Here is an 18,023-nt window from a genome sequence, read left to right on the forward strand (position 1 = left end):
AATGTTTTTCTAATTAATATGATCATTCGCACTTTACGAATAAAAAAGTGATACCTGTTCCATTAATAATGGACAGACGAAGGCAGCGATTACAATAATTAGATGAAAAACTAAATAAAAAATTAAATAAAAAGTTAAATGAAAAAAAGCCAACTTTATGGGGGCAGTTCATAATCAGTTGGCTTTTTATAGTGTTGTTTTATTGATTCGTTTCAAGTGAATGCAACCTGAAAGGTCGAGCTAAATAACTACTTACATATAACAACATAAGGCCTCCCTTTCTAAGCACACAAGAAATAAAATAAATAACTTACGTAAATAATGATTGCTCTAAACCATAAACGAGATCGTACGAAACTAGATCAAACGCTTACGGATTTGAATAGCGATAATTTCAGCAACAATAACCACTGCAAAGATACTAACAAGCACCATCGCAACTTTCTGCCATTGGAATAAGTTTTGCGCATCATTCAGTACCACACCGATACCACCAGCACCTACTAAACCTAATACCGCCGATTCACGCACATTAATATCCCATCTAAATAATACAATTGAATAAAATGCCGGCATCACCTGTGGCCAGTAACCTTTTACTAAAATACTGCCCCAAGGTGCTCCCGTTGCTTTCAAGGCTTCAATGGTGCCCATATTTACTTCAGCTAATGCTTCAGATAATAATTTACCCACAAAACCAATACTACGAATCGCGATAGCCATTATCCCTGCAATAACACCTGGTCCAAACAAGGCAATAAATAACAATGCCCAAACTAACGAGTTAATAGATCGCGTTGCCACTAAAAAGAATTGTGCAATCCAATTGAGTGTTTTACTAGGGGTTATATTAGGTGCATTTAATAAGGCTAAAGGCACAGCAAAAATTAACGTAATCAGCGTACCCAGCGTAGCAATGTGTAAAGTTTCAATTAATGCATCATGAATTGAACTAGGGTAAAACGCATAATCTAGCGGTGTCATCCGTTGAAACATATCCAGCAATTGCTCTGGTGCATCGTATAAAAACTCTTCAATCACCTCTACACTTTGCCATGACCATACTAGTGAAACCACGATCACCAAATAAACAGCAAAACGCGAAATCCTTTCCTGTAACGTAAATCTTTTCCACTCTAAATCGATACTTGAAGTTGTCATTAGAAAATCCTTCTAACTAAATTTGATAGCATTTCACCAACCAGAATAATAGCGATAATGGTAATTAAAATGGCAGAGACAAAATCGTAATCAAAGCGTTGGAAGGCTGAAAATAAAGTTCCGCCTAAACCACCAGCTCCAACGATGCCAACCATGGTTGAGTTTCTTAAATTTGAATCTAATTGATAACTTGCAAAGCCGATAAAACGCGTGAATACCTGTGGCATAACGGCGTAAATAATGACACTAAAGAAACTTGCCCCAGTCGCTCTAATCGCTTCTACCGAGTTAAATGAAATCTCTTCAATGGCTTCAGCAAATAATTTAGCGATAAAACCAATTGATGCAAATATCAGCGTTAATATCCCAGCTAACGCCCCAAAACCCACCGCTTTAACAAAAATAATAGCGATGATAACGGGATGAAATGAACGACACAGCGCAATAAACGCACGTACTGGCGCAGTGATCATAATAGGCATCATATTACGAGCCGCTAAAAGGCCAATAAACAATGAAATCACGATACCAAAAAAACTAGAAATAATGGCAATCTGTAAGCTTTCTGCCACCCCATCCATCAACAAACCAGCACGAGAAAAGTCTGGTGGGAACATTCTTGTTAGCAAACGCTCACTTTCACTAAATCCTAATAAAATACGTTCTAACGATAACCCTAATGAACTAGCACTATAAAAAATATAAGCAACTACAACTAACCACAGCGCACGATTTAATAACGAAGCTTTAAATGGGTTAACCGCATGCTTAGCGCTAGATTTGGCTAATCCATCCATGACTCACCTCCATAAATGACTTTCAGATCCGCCTCACTAATATCTTCAGGTGGGCCATCGTAGTGGACTTTACCGTTGGACATACCAATGATTCGTTTAGCGTAGCGTTTGGCCAAATTTACATCATGGATATTAAGCAACACAGGGATATCATTGCGTTGTGCAAAAGTTTCCATTAGCTCCATGATTTCAACGGCTGTTTTTGGGTCTAATGAAGAAGTTGGCTCATCGGCTAATAATAGATAAGGCCCCTGCATTACTGCTCTGGCGATACCTACCCTTTGTCGTTGCCCACCGGATAATCCATCGGCTCGTTGATTGGCAAAGTCAGTTAATCCAACCACCTCTAATAATTCAAAGGCATGTTTTAAATCTTCCGGTTTATAATTGCGGCGCCACGCATCCCAAGAGCTCATATAACCTAAGCGCCCACTTAATACGTTTTCTAAAACAGTCAATCGCTCCACAAGATTATATTCTTGGAATACCATGCCTATGTGTCTGCGCATCTTGCGTAATGCTTTACCTTGAAGTTTAGTTAAATCAGCACCGTCAAATAAGATTTCACCACTGCTAGGGTCATTTAAACGGTTGATACATTTTAATAATGTACTTTTACCGGTGCCTGAAGGGCCAATAATGGCTACGATGCCAGATTCATTAATATCAATATTTATGCCTTTAAGGACAGGTTTACCGGCGATATATTCATGATGAAGATCGTTAATTTTAATTGCGTTAGAACTTGTAGATGCCATGGTGACAATTCCTTGTATCAACAGAAATGCTAAGTAATACCAATCGAATTTAATAAAAGATCTATTTTGATGCCAAGGAAAAGTGATCAAAAAAGGCATAAATGAACGGATAATTCGTTAGATTGGTAAAATAGGCTGAAGCTCGATTTTCAGCCTATTACTTAGGTAGTTTTATTATTTTTCAGCGGCTAAAGCTGCGGCTTTTTTTGCGGCTTTTTTAGCAGCATTCTGTTCTGCTAACTTTTGTAAACCAGCTTTTGTATAAGCCGTGCCAGTAGCATGCGCGATATCACGGATCACACCCCAGTCTTCTTTATAAGTAATAGGTGCAAATCTATCTGCTCCTTTAAACGTGGCACTCATTTCCGGTGTAAAGCGGTAAGTTGAGAAGGCACTCTCTATTTTTTTAACAAGTTCAGGGTTAAGATCATTTGCATAACCAAATGCAGAAGTTGGGAATTTTGGACTACGGTAAATAATTTTAATGTTTTCATCATCAACACGGTCCGCAGCTACCATGCGGTCGTAAACATCTGAAGCGACTGGTGCAGCATCGTAATCGCCATTAAACACGCCTAAAATTGATTGGTCATGCTTACCTGAGTACAACACTTTATAGTCTTTATCTGGCACGATACCTAAGGCAGGGAATAAAGCACGAGGTGCTAAGTTGCCAGAATTAGAAGAAGCAGAAGTATGTGCAACCTTTTTACCCTTTAGATCTGCCATTTCATCAATGCCACTGTCTTTTCGAGTAATGGTGATCAAGTTATAACCTTGAAAACCTTCCGCGGTGCCTTTTACAGCAATCGGAACATAGCCCGCTAGATTAACGGCATAACCTGTTGGCCCCGTAGAAAATCCTGCAATATGTAAACGTCCTGAACGCATCGCTTCAACTTGTGCAGAATTAGAGTGTACTGTGTAATAAACAACACGCTTGCCTGTAACTTTACTGAGGTGTTCTTGGAAGTCTTTGAAAGCATCTTTATAAACAGCGGGATCTTCAACAGGTGTGTAAGTAAATACTAAAGTACTTGGGTCTCGCCACTGTTCAGGATCTTTAGGTGAATCTGCCACTAAATCATTATTTTCATCACAGTATCTATCATCTAATACACCGCGATTTGTACACTCATCAGCAATCGCTAATGTCGGCACAGTTAACGCGCCTGCGAGTAGTAATCCTTTGTATAATTTATTCATTTTACTTCCTTTTAGTTATGAGATTGTCATGCTCGTATCAGGTTATCTATTGGTCTGCTCTGAAACTTATTACATTGTCGCAGAGGTATTGGCCAGACATAAGCTATTGAGCAGGAATAACCTATAGCAAGCCAAATGCCAAAACAAAAAACAGATATTAATCAACAACTTAAACTAAATACAAATAAAAAACTCTATTTTTTGAGTCAATAAAGTCAACTAATTTAATGCTTTCAAAGGAAGAATGGGTCACTTATGTCTCTTTTGTTGCACTCACTCTAAAGTCAAATTTGTTGATGTTATATTTTTTTAACTTACGGTATAGCGTTTTTCTAGGCAGGTTTAATTGCTCTGAAGAAGCATTAATATTACCTTCTGATTTTGCTAGTGCTTCTAATAACAATGCTTTTTCATAGCCTTCCATTTGTAGGTCAAAATCAAATCCTTCAGGCTCTGTTTCTGAGGTTGTTTTCTGTAGGTTAAAGCCTTGCCCATCAATACCTAAAACAAACCTGTCTGCGACATTTCTCAGCTCTCGAGTATTACCCGGCCAATCATGCATATTCAGAGCACGTAATTGCTCACACAATAAAATAGGCGGTTGAGTTTGAAATTTTTGACAGGATTTTTTCACAAAATGACAAAATAGCGGATGCACATCTTCGACCCGTTCTTTTAATTTAGGAATATTAATACTGGCCACATTTAAACGATAAAACAGATCTTTTCTGAATAGCCCTTGATCACTGAGTTCCTCTAAATTTGCTTTACTCGCCGCGACCACCACTATGTTTACAGGGATCAATTGATTACCACCAACACGTTCAACGACCCTTTCCTGTATTACTCGCAATAGCTTTATCTGCACTGAAATAGGCATACTTTCAATTTCATCTAAAAAAAGTGTTCCATTATTCGCTAGTTCAATTTTCCCTATTCGTTGCTTACTGGCATTGGTAAATGACCCTAATTCATGTCCAAACAACTCACTTTCAATAATACTTTCTGTCATTCCGCCACAATTAATGGCCACAAAAGGTTGCTCTTTTCGTGTACTAAACTGATGTAAAGCATTGGCGACAACCTCTTTCCCAGTGCCCGTATCACCATTGATAATGGTATCGACCCCTGTTTTTGCCAGCACTAATATTTGTTGTCGAATCTGCTCAATACTGCGTGATTCACCAATCAAAAATTCTTCAATAGTGAGCGAAGAGTTGTTTTCAACGGCATCATCAATGCTTTCAAACTGGCGTTTAGCAAATGCATCATTCAATTTAATAATTAAATCAGAAGGCACTAGCGGTTTTTCTAAGAAGTCGTAAGCTCCATTTTTTATGGCTTGCGTTGCCATCGGAATATCACCGTGTCCACTCATCAATAACACCGGCAAATTAGAGGCACGTTTATTGATAGCATCCAACAAGGTTAAGCCGTCAATATGTGGCATTTTCACATCGCACAACACCACACAATGACTGTCAGATTTTATAGAGCGCAGCGCTAATTTAGGGTCGGTAAATGGCAACACGTCAAACCCTTCTAGTTCAAGCATTTCAGTTAATGCTTCAATTACATCGATTTCATCATCTATCAGCACTACTACTTTAGTATTTTGCATGGTTAATACACTCCCCGTTGATTTTCTTCAATTCAATGGTGAAGGTTGCCCCTTTCCCTAGTTCTGATTGCACAGACAAGTTGCCATTGAAATCTTTAATAATATTAAACGTAATTGATAAACCTAAGCCCAATCCCTTACCGACCATTTTTTTACTGAAAAAAGGATCAAAAATATACGGTAAATCTTCACTGATAATGCCAGCCCCATTATCTTTGACTTTAATGCAAAGTAACTGCTCACTTTCAGTAAGATAAATAGTAATATGTGGGTCTTTTACACCTTCCACTGCATCCAAAGCATTGGCGATAATATTAACCATCACCTGTTCCAAACGAATAGCATTAGCCCACACAGAGTAATCATCGAGTTGGGAATAACTGATCCTACATTTGCCATGGTCAATACGGCTTGATAACAGTTCCAACGCCTCTTTAATCACCTCATTAACACTCACTTTTTCAAGTTTTCCATCTGACTTACGAGCAAATGACTTAAGGTGTTGAGTAATAACCGAGGTTTTAGCAATTAACTTTTCTATTTTACATAGGCTATTTTTTACCTTATCCAGTTGCTGCCTTTCCAACCAAATCGACGCGCTGTGTAAGTGGCTATTAACCGCCGTCAAAGGTTGATTTATCTCATGGGTGATACCGACACTAAGTTCACCTAATGCAGCTAATTTCCCTGATTGCACTAATTCATTTTGCAGTAATATGAGTTGTTTATTGGTCTGTTCGAGCTTCTGTGAATTGGCTTGAAATAGCAGCACATCTTTGGCCATTTCAGTTATTTCATCACGCCCTTTGATTTGTATTTCAGTATCTAACTTTCCAGATGAAATTAAGCGCATGCTCGATTGCAAGTTACGAATACGTTGTAGAATATTATTTCGAACATAAAACCAAGAGAAAAAGACCGCGGCGCCTAAACTGAAAAATGAAACCAACAGTGCTAATTTCATATTCTGTAATAGTCTTTTTTCCGTCGAATCTATTTCTGAGTCGACTTGCTGATTAACACGCTTAGCGTAACTTTCTACTTGCACCGCCAGTTGATGTAACTGTAAACGACTGTTGCCCCAAAGGAATTTCTGTTGATAATGTAAATCGATCTGTTGGTTCTTTAATTCAAATAATTTACCCTGCCGAGACATCATGTTGTTAATAAATAAAAGGCGTTTATTAAGTGCTTGATCAGTGACTTCTAATTGCCCTGATTGCCATAACTCCCACCAATTACTACTCACTCTTTCTAAACGTAAAATAGTGTCGTCCAATTCGTTAAATGTCAGGTCGTTATACAGTTTTTCAGCTAAGCCAAATTGGTAATGTAATAACCTTCTTAATTCGTTGTGATTAATAGCGCGCTTTTTTGTTTCACTTAACTGCGATAACCATTGATCCGTTGCAATCAAAAATGGAAATAATCCACTTAATAAATCTTTAAATCGTGTATTTAGCACCTGCATTTTTACTTCATTACTGTATAGCAGACTTAAGTTATAATTAATTTGATTGATTAGGTTTTTAAAGTATTGATTGTAATCGGGGAAGTTAACCATCAACTCACTCATAGTAGAAAGTGAACTATCTATTTCTTGCATTGCTTGGTCACGTTCTTGATCTGACTCCGCAGAAAGAATAATAAAAGAAGTAGAAATAATGACACGAGCAAGGTCATTAAGGCGTGCCGCTTCTTCTAAAGAAACCATATCTTCCTGTTGGATTTCAGTCAGCTTACTCAAGGTTTCATTAAAAGTGGAATAGGAAACACTGGAGACTAAAATGGCTGAAAAAGCCAACACACTGAAAGCACAAACAAGCCTAAACCCGATACCAAAATACCTTGCTTTTGCTTTCATTAAACTTCACCTCGTATTAATTTATAAACTGTATTTATAACCTTTTGCATTTCTTTCCACTTATTTTTTACTTTCCAAACATTCAAAAATTTTTGCTTTCAATAGCGATTAACCAACCAAATAACTAAGTCAGTTAATAACAGCAGTCGATATAAGCAATTGCGCTTATTATACGAATCTAGGATAGGAATATTGATGCAGTTTTAACGAGGAAGTAGATTGATAATTAAGACTTTTACTCGGAGAGGGTAGCGCTAAATAACAAATAAAGAGTCATTAAAACCGCACAATAAATACCTAAACACCTGACCAATATTGCTCTAGGTAAACAGAGCAACTAGCAACAACAAGATTACACTTGATTAACAAAGATTAAACATCACAAACAAGAAAACACGTGTTCGAACACGTTAAATGAGCAAAAAGGAACACGAATGTGACCTAGGTTTAATGACATACTTGTAGTCGAGCTGTAGTGGTTATTTAATGGCAGTATAATGATGATGTAGTGGCGGTTTAGTTACGTAGTTATTGTTTGAGGGCTATTACAGATTTTTAGTGTAAGTTGCTTTTCTTACTTGAATTCAAGAAGAGGAAAATAACACTGCAACGGCATTTTGATTTTTAATCATTTAAATCGAAGAGGGTATTTTTAACATCAATAGCTGATAGGTTAGGTTGTCGCTCCGCCTATTTAAAAAAACGGCTTTCCTTAGAAAGCCGTCATAATGCAATAGTACTTTACACTTTTGCTATAACGCAGTCTTTTTCAGTCTCACCTTTAAAGATAACGGATTTAGCTTGTAACTCATCAGGAAAGTCTTCTTTAACCATTTTAAAGAAAGCTAAAATCATCATAATAATAACGGGAACCATAGGTAAAGCGACAATAATAGTAGAGGTTTGTGCTGTTTTTAATCCCCCGACAGATAATAATCCCACCCCTACAAAGGCAAGACAAGCAGTCCAAAATAGGCGGTTAATACGACTTGGTTCTTCTGTAACATGGAGCTTTTTAGACGTCACTAACGCTAACGTATAAGCAGATGAATCAACAGTGGTCGCTAAGAAGATAAAGCACAATAATATAAATAGAGGTAATACTACTGCTCCAGCTAAGGGCAATGTATTAACAATTTGCGTCACAGCTGCGGGAATACCTTCATTATTTAAAATCCCTTCAACATCCAATATGCCATTAAAATCTAAGTGTAAAGAGTATCCACCCCAAACGGCGAAGAATACACATGTACCAGCAGAGCCCCATAAAACACCATTTAATATAAACTCTTTTATAGTGCGCCCTTTTGAAATGCGAGCAACAAAGATACCCATCATAGGCGCATAAGCAATCCACCAAGCCCAGTAGAAAATAGTCCAACTTCTTGGGAAACTGTCATGTACAACAGGAGAGGTCCATGTGTTAACACGGAAAAAGTTATCTAAAAATAACCCAAAACTATTGGCATTAAGGTTTAAAAGAAAGATCGTTGGACCAGCAATGAAAACAATAGCAAGTAATAGAAATGCTAAACCAACATTAACGTTAGACAAAATCTGAATACCTTTACCCAGCCCTTTATAAACAGACCAGCCGATCAAAATAATCCACACGCCTAAAATGGCCATTTGCAACCCAAAGGATTCTTCAATACCAAAAGCGCTATTGATCAATGTTGAAGCAAGTGGAACAGACAATCCCAACGACGTTCCTACGGCACCCACAATTGATAAAATAACAATTAGATCAATTGTTTTACCAAGAATTCCATCAACTAAATTACCTAAAATTGGTCGGCACACCTCACTAAATTTCATGATAGGAATGCGTCGAACATAAAAATTGTAGGCCATAGGAATAGCGGGCAACAAATAAATAGACCAAGGTACTATTCCCCAGTGTAATAATGGGTACATAGCTCCCCACTCAATCGCCTTTGCACTACCTTTTTCGATCCCAAAAGGTGGTGAAGACATAATATAAATAGGCTCAATAAACGCCCAATTACATAATGAAATACCGATTCCAGCACAAAAAAGCATGGCAATCCAAGAAGCTTTACTAAACTCAGGGTGATCTTCCTCTCTACCCAATTTAATCCGTCCTATACGACTAAAAGCTAGAATGAACATCACAAAAAAACAAACAAGGCCAATACTCAAATAAAGCCAACCAAATTTACTCGTTGTCCAATTAAAAAGAGTATCGACTATTTGAGAGCCGGCCTCTGGTTCAATAGCGAGGTATGAGCAACTCGATATAATTATTATCATTGCGGGTATAAAGAGCGTGTAGTCAATATTGCTGGATCCATTTTTTATCATCACATTACTATCCTTTCATCAGTAGAGTTTTTGTTAACTAGTACTTAACATTAAGTGTTTAAAATCTAATCCTGTCAATACAACAAAAGGAGATAAAAAACATAACAAACTTAAAAAAATATACATAACAATATGTTTTATAACAATTAAAAAACAAGATCAACATGTTATGAAAGTGTTAAATATGAGTTAAAATTGTTTAAATTGTGATCGACAATTGTTTCCTGCAAGTTTACATTAATATGTTATTGATCGGATTTAATTTAAGATATAGCCTTCACGTAAACCTGAAGTTAACAAGCAAAACTAATGAGGAAACAATGATGCGTCCATTAACTAAGTTGAACAAAGAAGAATATACTGATATCGACAATGCATGGACCATCCCTGCACAGTACTACACCGATGAAAGTATTTTTGAGTCTGAGAAAGAGAAAATATTCGCTAATTCGTGGGTTTGTGTAGCACATAGCAGTGAAGTAAAAGAAAAAAATTCATATATTACTCGCGAGATTATTGGCGAGAACCTTATTGTTGTTCGTGGTAGAGATAATATCTTGCGGGGTTTTTACAATGTCTGCCCACATAGAGGACATCAGTTATTATCAGGGGATTCTGGTAAAGCAAAAAATGTGATTACGTGCCCTTATCACTCATGGGCATTTAAGCTTGATGGTGAGTTAGTACATGCAAATAACTGTGATAATGTTGAAAATTTTGATAAAGATTTATCTAGTTTAGTCTCTTTCCATGTTCAAGAGTTTGCAGGTTTTATTTTTATTAATTTAAGTGAAACGCCTAAGCCGATAGAAGATCAATTAGTAGGTTTAGAAGATAAAGTATTTGAAGCATGTACTGTAGTAAAAGACCTCAAATTAGCGGCTCGTTTTGTAAGCGAAACGCCAGCGAACTGGAAAACTATCGTTGATAACTATATTGAATGTTATCACTGTCCAACTAATCACGTGAGTTTTGCTGAGTCTGTAGATGTTGGAGATTATGAGCATAGCTTGCACCACAATTGGACACTACAAGTAGGTAAAGCAAAGCCTTCTGAATCCTCATATAAATTTGATGAGTCCATCGTAGATCCTCGCTTTAGTGGCTTTTGGATTTGGCCTTGTACCATGTTTAATATGCCCCCTGGTGGCGATTACATGACCGTTATTTATGAGTTTCCAATGAGCGCAGGGAAAACATTACAATATTATGATATTTATTTTCTAAATGAAGAACTTACAGAAGATCAAAAACGTTTAGTGGAGTGGTACAAAGATGTATTTCGCCCAGAGGATTTACGCTTAGTTGAGAGTGTTCAAAAGGGATTAAGCTCAAGAGGCTATCGTGGTCGAGGCCGTATTATGACAGATAAACAAAGAAGTGGTATTAGCGAACATGGTGTCGCACATTTCCATCAAATTCTTGTTCAACAACATTTAGATTAATAAAGGACTTTGCAATGAACATACTTCAACAACCAACACTTTTTAAACAGTCTTGCTATGCCGGTGGTAAGTGGATCTCTTCGAGCAATGTTATTAATGTAACAAACCCAGCAAATGGTGAATTGATAGGCACGATCCCAAAGTTATCAGAGCAACAAATAATAGACACAATTGAACAATCTCAGCAGGCAATGCAAAAATGGAAACAAGAAACTGCAAAATCTCGCTCAATTATTTTACGAAATTGGTTTAATTTAATTGAAAGTAATATTGATGATTTAGCATACATTATGACCATGGAACAAGGTAAACCGTTGCATGAATCACGTGGTGAAATTAAATATGCAGCTTCATTTATTGAATGGTTTGCAGAAGAAGGTAAACGTACTTACGGCGAAACTATTCCCCAAACCATAGGAACAAACCGCCTCACAACAATTAAACAACCTATTGGTGTGTGTGGTGCAGTTACTCCATGGAACTTCCCTGCTGCGATGATCACTCGAAAAGCGGCACCAGCAATGGCGGCAGGATGCAGTATTATTATTAAACCAGCTTCTGAAACGCCTTATACTGCTCTAGCCCTAGCAGAGTTAGCAGATCAGGCTGGGATCCCAGCAGGTATATTTAATGTAGTAACGGGCGAGTCGAGACAAATTGGTGAAATACTTACATCGCATTCACTGGTGAAAAAGTTTTCATTCACAGGATCCACCCCTGTTGGGCGACAACTATTAAAACAATGTGCAACAACGATTAAAAAATCTTCAATGGAATTAGGCGGCAATGCTCCTTTTATTGTTTTCGATGATGCAGATATTGATAAAGCGGTAGAAGGCGCAATGATCGCAAAATTTAGAAACGGGGGACAAACTTGTGTTTGTGTAAACCGTCTATATATCCATGATGCGATCTATGATCAATTTGTCAGTAAATTCATGGATAAAGTTAGTAATCTTAAAGTAGGCAATGGACTTGATGAAGGCATTGATATTGGCCCGATGATCACGTCTCAAGCAATTAAAAATATGCAAAGCTTACTTCAAGATGCGCTAGACAAAGGGGCCAAACTCGCTCCTTTATCTATTTCAACACCTGACCATGCTAACTATATGAGTCCACAAGTACTATTAGATGTTGACCATAGTATGAATATTGTACATGAAGAAATTTTTGGACCTATTGCTTCAATCATCAGGTTTAGTACTGAAGAAGAAGTACTTGAACGGGCTAATGATACGATTTACGGTTTGGCTTCTTATTTCTATACCAATAATATTAAACGAGTTTACCGCATGTCAGAAAATTTAGAGTACGGCATGATAGGTATTAATACTGGATTAATTTCAAATGAAGTATCTCCATTTGGCGGTACAAAACAATCAGGCTTGGGCAAAGAAGGCTCTAAATATGGTATCGAAGATTACTTAGAGGTTAAATACCTCTGCTTAGATATAGCGTAATAACAGAGGTTTATATGGAAGAGAAAGCAAAATTAGTAGTAACGGTTACTGAATGCAAGTTGATCAGTGAAACAGTTAAATACTTTCAATTTGAGTTAATTGATGGCTCTTTACCAGAGTTTTCACCTGGCAGTCACGTGACAGTATCGATGCAAAATGGGGAATTACAACGCTCATATTCTTTGTTAAGCGCACCTACAAACACACGCTTTTATGCGATTGCAGTCCACCTTAATGAAACCTCAAAGGGTGGCTCACATTATATGCATAACAATGTAAAAGTGGGTGATACTTTAGATATTTCTGAGCCTGAAAACTATTTTCCCTTAGTAGAAAATAGTACAAAGAAACATATTCTAATTGCGGGTGGTATTGGTATTACTCCATTTCTTTCATATCTACATACGCTACAAAAAGGAGCGTTTGACTTTGAATTACATTATTGTTTTCGTCAGCCAAATACCGCAGGCTTTATATCAGAGTTAAAAGAGCAGTTAGGCGATAAGCTATTCTTGTATAATGGCGCACAACAACAAAGGATTAATATAGCTGAGCTAATGTCTACTATTCCTGCAGATAGCCATTGCTATGTATGTGGTCCAGATTCTCTGATTGATGAAGTCATTGAGAGAGGCAAAAAGTCATTTGACGATGAATATATTCACTTTGAAAAGTTTACTGAAAGTATTCAAACTGGCCATGCTTTTGATGTGCATTGTAAGCGATCTAACATTACGCTTCGAGTAGAAGAAGATATGTCTATCCTCCAAGCATTAGAAGCAGATGCACGTATTAATATTGAGTGTCTATGCCGAAATGGTGTTTGTGGAACCTGCGAAACAACTATCTTAGAAGGTGAAGCAGAGCATCATGATCTTTATCTATCAGAAGAAGAGCAACAAGAGCAATCTACTATGATGGTATGCGTGTCTCGTGCTCGCTCTGCTCGACTAGTTCTCGATTTATAATTGTTCAAAAACTAACATCAAATAAGGTTGTTTATTCTGCTCATGATAACTTGCAATAATAGTTGAATGATCAAATTCGTATCGCATATTTGATGCCACTTGAAGTTGCTCCACTAGTTTTTGTTCAGCTGCAATAAAGTGATAGATTTTTGTTTGCAGTTTTAGATAGGAGATCTCTGGCTTTTTGTCATGATAGTTTGTGGCCAGAATTTCTCCTTCTTTATCGGTAAATACAACAATTTTAGGGATGTACTTCAATAGCGTATTAAAATAGTGTTGTGTTTTTTGCAAATTAATTTCAGCTTCCTTACGCACTGTATTATCAAGGCTGATACCAATCAATTTTGTTATTTTCCCGTTACGGCCCCTAACACCTGTAGCACGAGAGGTTATCCAACGAGAAAGTCCATCTTTAGATATTTTAAAATCAATTTCATGTGCCCCGCCATGCTTAATAATATCTTCATAGTTACTATTTAAGCGTTGCTTTGTATTTTCATCCATCAAACTCCAAAAATCGCTATTAGAGGTAACGTTAACACCATAAACTTTTTCAACATTGTCAGAATAAGTGGCAGTATCATTAAACAAATCCCACTCCCAAGTTACAATTTCACCAGTACTATGCAGTATATTTAACTCATTAATTTTCTTGGTAGAAATGGGGTGCATTTCCTCACTAGGCGTTCCATATTTAAGCCATATTTGATCTACTTTTAAAAAGTCAGCTAACTGTTCTAGATTATTATCATCGATTTTGCCGTCTTTAGTCCATTTGTTGACTGCAGTACGAGAAATATCTAGCATTTTAGCAACTTTTATTTGCGTTATTTTTTTATCTTTAAGTAACTTAACAAAACGTTGATTGAACTGTTCAGTGCTCATGAAAGTTATAACCTCAGGTAGCTGGTATATTTAAATCAGACTGAATTTGAGTCGCTAAAAACTGTTCAAATTCAATTAAAAATGTCCGTAGATTGGCGTTATGACTGGTTTTTTGGTGGTAAACAGCATAAACGTTTGCCTCTTGTTTCCATTGAGGTAATAGCTGAATAAGCTGTCCTGACTTCAATTCTGCTTCAACATCCCAAATTGAACGCAATATAATACCCTGCCCTTCTTGACACCATAACTTGGCTACATGGCCATTATTCACAATTAATTCAGTGTTCGGCATGATAACCACAGACTCACCATGACAACCTAATTTCCAACTCCCAAATAAGGTATCGCGCTCTCTAATACCAATGCAAACATGCTTTGACTCAAGATCTGATGGATGTATTGGTTTGCCATGTTGCTCTACATAACTAGGGCTCGCACATAGGATTCGGTGGTTATTAGCTATTTTTTTGGCGATATATTGTGGGGGAAATGAGCCACCGATCCGAATATCTAGGTGTAGATTGTCTTCTATAAGATCAGAAGGTTTGTCATTTAAATATAAATCAATATTTAGCTGTTGGTATTTTTGTTTTAAAGCTGCAATAAAATGACTTAAAAAAGTGGCCCCAAATCCTGAGCTACAACCAACACGGATTAAGCCTTTAGTTTCAATGGCTAGCTCTCGTAGTTGAGCTTGCATTTTATCCAGTTGGATTAATAGCTGTTCAGATGTGTTGAGTACAATTTTCCCCTGCTCAGTTAAGTGTACAGATCTAGGTGCACGAAAGAATAAAGTAACCCCAACATTATCCTCTAATAATTTAATGCGCTTTGAGATATATGCAGGTGATACGCCTAGTTGGTCTGCCGCAATACTAAAGCTTTCGCAATGAGCCGCAACACTAAACACTTTTAAATCTTCTAAAGAGGGTAATTTGTTTACATTTTGTAATCTCATACTTTACACCTTGGCACTCCTTAGTTAAGTCGTTTCATTCTATTATCTTTCGAACGAATAAAATCATTATATAGTAAAGGATTAATTATGAAAGAATACAATATAGCAGTAATAGCTGGCGACGGAATCGGTAAAGAAGTGATTCCAGAGGGAATTATTGCTCTACAGGCAGCAGCAAAATTACATGGCGTTAACCTGAAGTTTACTTATTTTGATTGGTCATGTGAAACCTATCATCGAACAGGACGTATGATGCCTGAAAATGGTATTGAACAATTAAAAGCTTTCGATTCTATTTATTTAGGTGCAGTTGGTTACCCTGGTGTACCAGATCATATTTCCTTATGGGGCCTTTTATTACCAATAAGAAAAGAATTTGAACAATATATAAACTTACGACCTGTGCGATTATTTGATGGTATTCCTTCACCGCTAGCAAATAAAAAAGCAGGAGACATAGACTTTTATGTGGTTCGCGAAAATGTGGAAGGTGAATACTCGGCGATTGGAGGCATACAATATGAAGGTACTGAAGATGAGTTTGTATTACAGCAAAGTGTATTTACACGAAAAGGAACAGACCGAGTTTTAAAATATGCCTTTGAACTAGCACAAAGCCGCCCTAAAAAACACTTAAGCTCAGCCACTAAGTCAAACGGTTTATTTCATTCAATGCCTTACTGGGATAGTCGAGTGAAAAATATGGGAGAACAGTACCCTAGTGTCAATGTAGATCAATTTCATATAGATATTTTCACTGCTAACCTTGTACGTATGCCCGAGTTTTATGACGTCATCGTCGGCTCTAACTTATTCGGTGATATTTTATCTGATTTAGGACCCGCTTGTACTGGCACCATCGCGATTGCCCCTTCTGCCAATATAAACCCGGACAAACGATTTCCATCAATGTTTGAACCAGTCCATGGGTCTGCACCAGATATAGCTGGCCAAGGTATTGCAAACCCTATCGGGACTATTTGGGCTGGAGCAATGATGATGAAACACCTAGGGGAAACAGATATACATGACCTCATGATCGATGCTATTGAAAAAGTAATTAAAAAACAACAGTGTTTAACAAGAGACATGGGAGGAACAGCCAGCACTGGTGAACTAGGACAGGCAATTACAGACCAAATTAGCCAATTAAACATAACTGCATGTGCTTAAAAAAAGTGTTATAACAAAAGGGTGTTAACAGTGATTTAATAACACCCAGTTAACGTAAATAAAAATGCCTCGATATAAGTAACTTATATCGAGGCATTTTTGTTAAACGGTAAAAGTAAGTTTTAAGTAAAGTACTAAAATAACAGCCTAAACATCACTTGGATTCATAATCACGTAGTGACAGCCCTTCTTGATCAAATAAATGCAGGTCAGACTGCTCTGCATATAAAGACATTTTATCGCCTCTATTCACTTGTTGATCCGAAGGAATGTGCACAATAAAATTATCATTGCTCTGATAATGCCCAAATAGATAAGTACTATTACCTAAGCGCTCTACGTTGTTAGCCAGAAATGATAGCGTCAGTGCGTTTGCTTCTGTAGCAGCTAGTTGCATATGTTCCGGTCTGATACCCAACTTAACTTGGTCGCCTTTTTGGCAATTGCTTGAATGCGTATTAATCAATACCGACTGCCCATCAGGTAAGCCGACGCTAACTTGAGAGCCGCTAACATCAAGTAATGTTGCACTAATAAAGTTCATTTTAGGAGAGCCTATGAATCCGGCAACAAACTCATTACCAGGACGGTAATACAGTTCCATTGGACTGCCAGTTTGCTCCACTCTACCATCTCGTAATATGACAATTCGATCTGCTAGGGTCATGGCTTCAACTTGATCATGGGTAACATAAACCATGGTATTACCCAGTTGCGAATGTAAGTTAGCTATTTGCAAGCGCATCTCAACACGTAACTCAGCATCTAGATTAGATAATGGTTCGTCAAATAGAAACACTTCAGGGTCACGAACGATGGCTCTTCCTATTGCAACACGTTGACGTTGGCCACCCGATAGTTCTTTTGGTTTACGATTTAATAATGGCTCTAATTGTAAAATATCACTGGCTTTCTTAACTTGCTTTTTAATCTCACTTATCTCAACGTTTGCCATTTTTAAAGCAAACCCCATATTCTCCTCAACCGTCATATGCGGATAAAGTGCATAGGATTGAAATACCATGGCGACTCCGCGATCAGCAGGTTCTACGTTGGTGACATCGATGTCTCCAATAGAAAGTGTGCCACTGGTAATATCATCAAGTCCAGCAATGAGACGCAATAGGGTAGATTTACCACAACCAGAGGGACCGACAAAGACAGTAAACTCACCTTCTTTTATTTCTAAATCAACACCATGGATAATTTCGGTTTCTCCAAAGCGCTTAACAACCTGATGTAATGAAATTGCAGCCATGACTAATTACCCTCTTAAGAACGTGTGATGAAAACCGAGTGCGAAGCGAAAATAATGTTTGCGAAAACGCTCAATCAAATGAATTTACGTTATCGCAACTTTCCTCGTGTAGATAGTCCCGAGCACATTAAATGTGATCTA

General features: G+C 37.4%; 14 protein-coding genes. 4 read left to right on the top strand and 10 right to left on the bottom strand.

Annotated features, from left to right (window positions below; all coding sequences use genetic code 11):
- Positions 1 to 357 precede the first annotated feature (357 nt).
- The 7 genes from phnE (GQR44_RS01505) to GQR44_RS01535 form a co-directional block, all read right to left on the bottom strand.
- On the bottom strand, positions 358 to 1,161 hold the full coding sequence (gene phnE / locus GQR44_RS01505; protein ID WP_166368518.1) for a phosphonate ABC transporter, permease protein PhnE: 804 nt from the start codon (positions 1,159 to 1,161) through the stop codon (positions 358 to 360).
- Positions 1,161 to 1,958 carry a phosphonate ABC transporter, permease protein PhnE gene (gene phnE / locus GQR44_RS01510; protein ID WP_166368520.1) on the bottom strand — a complete coding sequence of 266 codons (798 nt, stop codon included), beginning with the start codon at positions 1,956 to 1,958 and terminating at the stop codon, positions 1,161 to 1,163. The genes phnE (GQR44_RS01505) and phnE (GQR44_RS01510) overlap by 1 nt, the downstream gene beginning before the upstream one ends.
- On the bottom strand, positions 1,946 to 2,716 hold the full coding sequence (gene phnC, locus GQR44_RS01515) for a phosphonate ABC transporter ATP-binding protein (protein WP_028868552.1): 771 nt from the start codon (positions 2,714 to 2,716) through the stop codon (positions 1,946 to 1,948). Before phnC ends, phnE (GQR44_RS01510) begins: the two co-directional genes overlap by 13 nt.
- A 174-nt stretch (positions 2,717 to 2,890) precedes the next feature.
- Positions 2,891 to 3,922 (bottom strand): phosphate/phosphite/phosphonate ABC transporter substrate-binding protein, encoded by a 1,032-nt coding sequence (gene phnD, locus GQR44_RS01520; RefSeq protein ID WP_166368522.1) that lies wholly within the window; start codon positions 3,920 to 3,922, stop codon positions 2,891 to 2,893.
- 253 nt (positions 3,923 to 4,175) lie between these two features.
- On the bottom strand, positions 4,176 to 5,543 hold the full coding sequence (locus GQR44_RS01525; RefSeq protein ID WP_166368524.1) for a sigma-54 dependent transcriptional regulator: 1,368 nt from the start codon (positions 5,541 to 5,543) through the stop codon (positions 4,176 to 4,178).
- On the bottom strand, positions 5,530 to 7,407 hold the full coding sequence (locus GQR44_RS01530; protein ID WP_166368526.1) for an ATP-binding protein: 1,878 nt from the start codon (positions 7,405 to 7,407) through the stop codon (positions 5,530 to 5,532). Before GQR44_RS01530 ends, GQR44_RS01525 begins: the two co-directional genes overlap by 14 nt.
- Before the next feature lie 741 nt (positions 7,408 to 8,148).
- Positions 8,149 to 9,732 carry a BCCT family transporter gene (locus GQR44_RS01535; protein WP_166368997.1) on the bottom strand — a complete coding sequence of 528 codons (1,584 nt, stop codon included), beginning with the start codon at positions 9,730 to 9,732 and terminating at the stop codon, positions 8,149 to 8,151.
- Between the two features lie 323 nt (positions 9,733 to 10,055).
- Here GQR44_RS01535 and GQR44_RS01540 point away from each other — a divergent pair, with 323 nt between their 5' ends.
- Genes GQR44_RS01540 through GQR44_RS01550 form a run of 3 tightly spaced genes read left to right on the top strand, consistent with a single transcriptional unit; the run spans position 10,056 to position 13,608 of the window.
- Positions 10,056 to 11,177, top strand: a complete 1,122-nt coding sequence (locus GQR44_RS01540) for a ring-hydroxylating oxygenase subunit alpha (RefSeq protein WP_166368528.1) — start codon at positions 10,056 to 10,058, stop codon at positions 11,175 to 11,177.
- Positions 11,178 to 11,191: 14 nt separating this feature from the next.
- Positions 11,192 to 12,640, top strand: a complete 1,449-nt coding sequence (locus tag GQR44_RS01545) for an NAD-dependent succinate-semialdehyde dehydrogenase (protein WP_166368530.1) — start codon at positions 11,192 to 11,194, stop codon at positions 12,638 to 12,640.
- A 14-nt stretch (positions 12,641 to 12,654) separates the two neighbouring features.
- Positions 12,655 to 13,608 carry a PDR/VanB family oxidoreductase gene (locus GQR44_RS01550; protein WP_166368532.1) on the top strand — a complete coding sequence of 318 codons (954 nt, stop codon included), beginning with the start codon at positions 12,655 to 12,657 and terminating at the stop codon, positions 13,606 to 13,608.
- Here the strand turns inward: GQR44_RS01550 and GQR44_RS01555 are convergent.
- Both GQR44_RS01555 and GQR44_RS01560 read right to left on the bottom strand, forming a co-directional pair.
- The gene (locus tag GQR44_RS01555) at positions 13,603 to 14,493 is read right to left on the bottom strand and encodes a helix-turn-helix domain-containing protein (protein ID WP_166368534.1); all 891 of its coding nucleotides are present in this window, start codon (positions 14,491 to 14,493) and stop codon (positions 13,603 to 13,605) included. The genes GQR44_RS01550 and GQR44_RS01555 overlap by 6 nt on opposite strands.
- Positions 14,494 to 14,506: 13 nt before the next feature.
- Positions 14,507 to 15,451: a LysR substrate-binding domain-containing protein gene (locus GQR44_RS01560; protein WP_166368536.1), complete on the bottom strand. Its 945-nt coding sequence runs from the start codon at positions 15,449 to 15,451 to the stop codon at positions 14,507 to 14,509.
- A gap of 87 nt (positions 15,452 to 15,538) precedes the next feature.
- Here GQR44_RS01560 and GQR44_RS01565 point away from each other — a divergent pair, with 87 nt between their 5' ends.
- Positions 15,539 to 16,624 carry a tartrate dehydrogenase gene (locus GQR44_RS01565; protein ID WP_166368538.1) on the top strand — a complete coding sequence of 362 codons (1,086 nt, stop codon included), beginning with the start codon at positions 15,539 to 15,541 and terminating at the stop codon, positions 16,622 to 16,624.
- Between the two features lie 154 nt (positions 16,625 to 16,778).
- Here GQR44_RS01565 and ugpC read toward each other — a convergent pair whose 3' ends face one another.
- On the bottom strand, positions 16,779 to 17,882 hold the full coding sequence (gene ugpC / locus GQR44_RS01570; protein ID WP_166368540.1) for a sn-glycerol-3-phosphate ABC transporter ATP-binding protein UgpC: 1,104 nt from the start codon (positions 17,880 to 17,882) through the stop codon (positions 16,779 to 16,781).
- Positions 17,883 to 18,023: the final 141 nt, after the last annotated feature.

The organism is Psychromonas sp. SA13A (genome assembly GCF_011378715.1).
GTDB lineage: Bacteria > Pseudomonadota > Gammaproteobacteria > Enterobacterales > Psychromonadaceae > Psychromonas.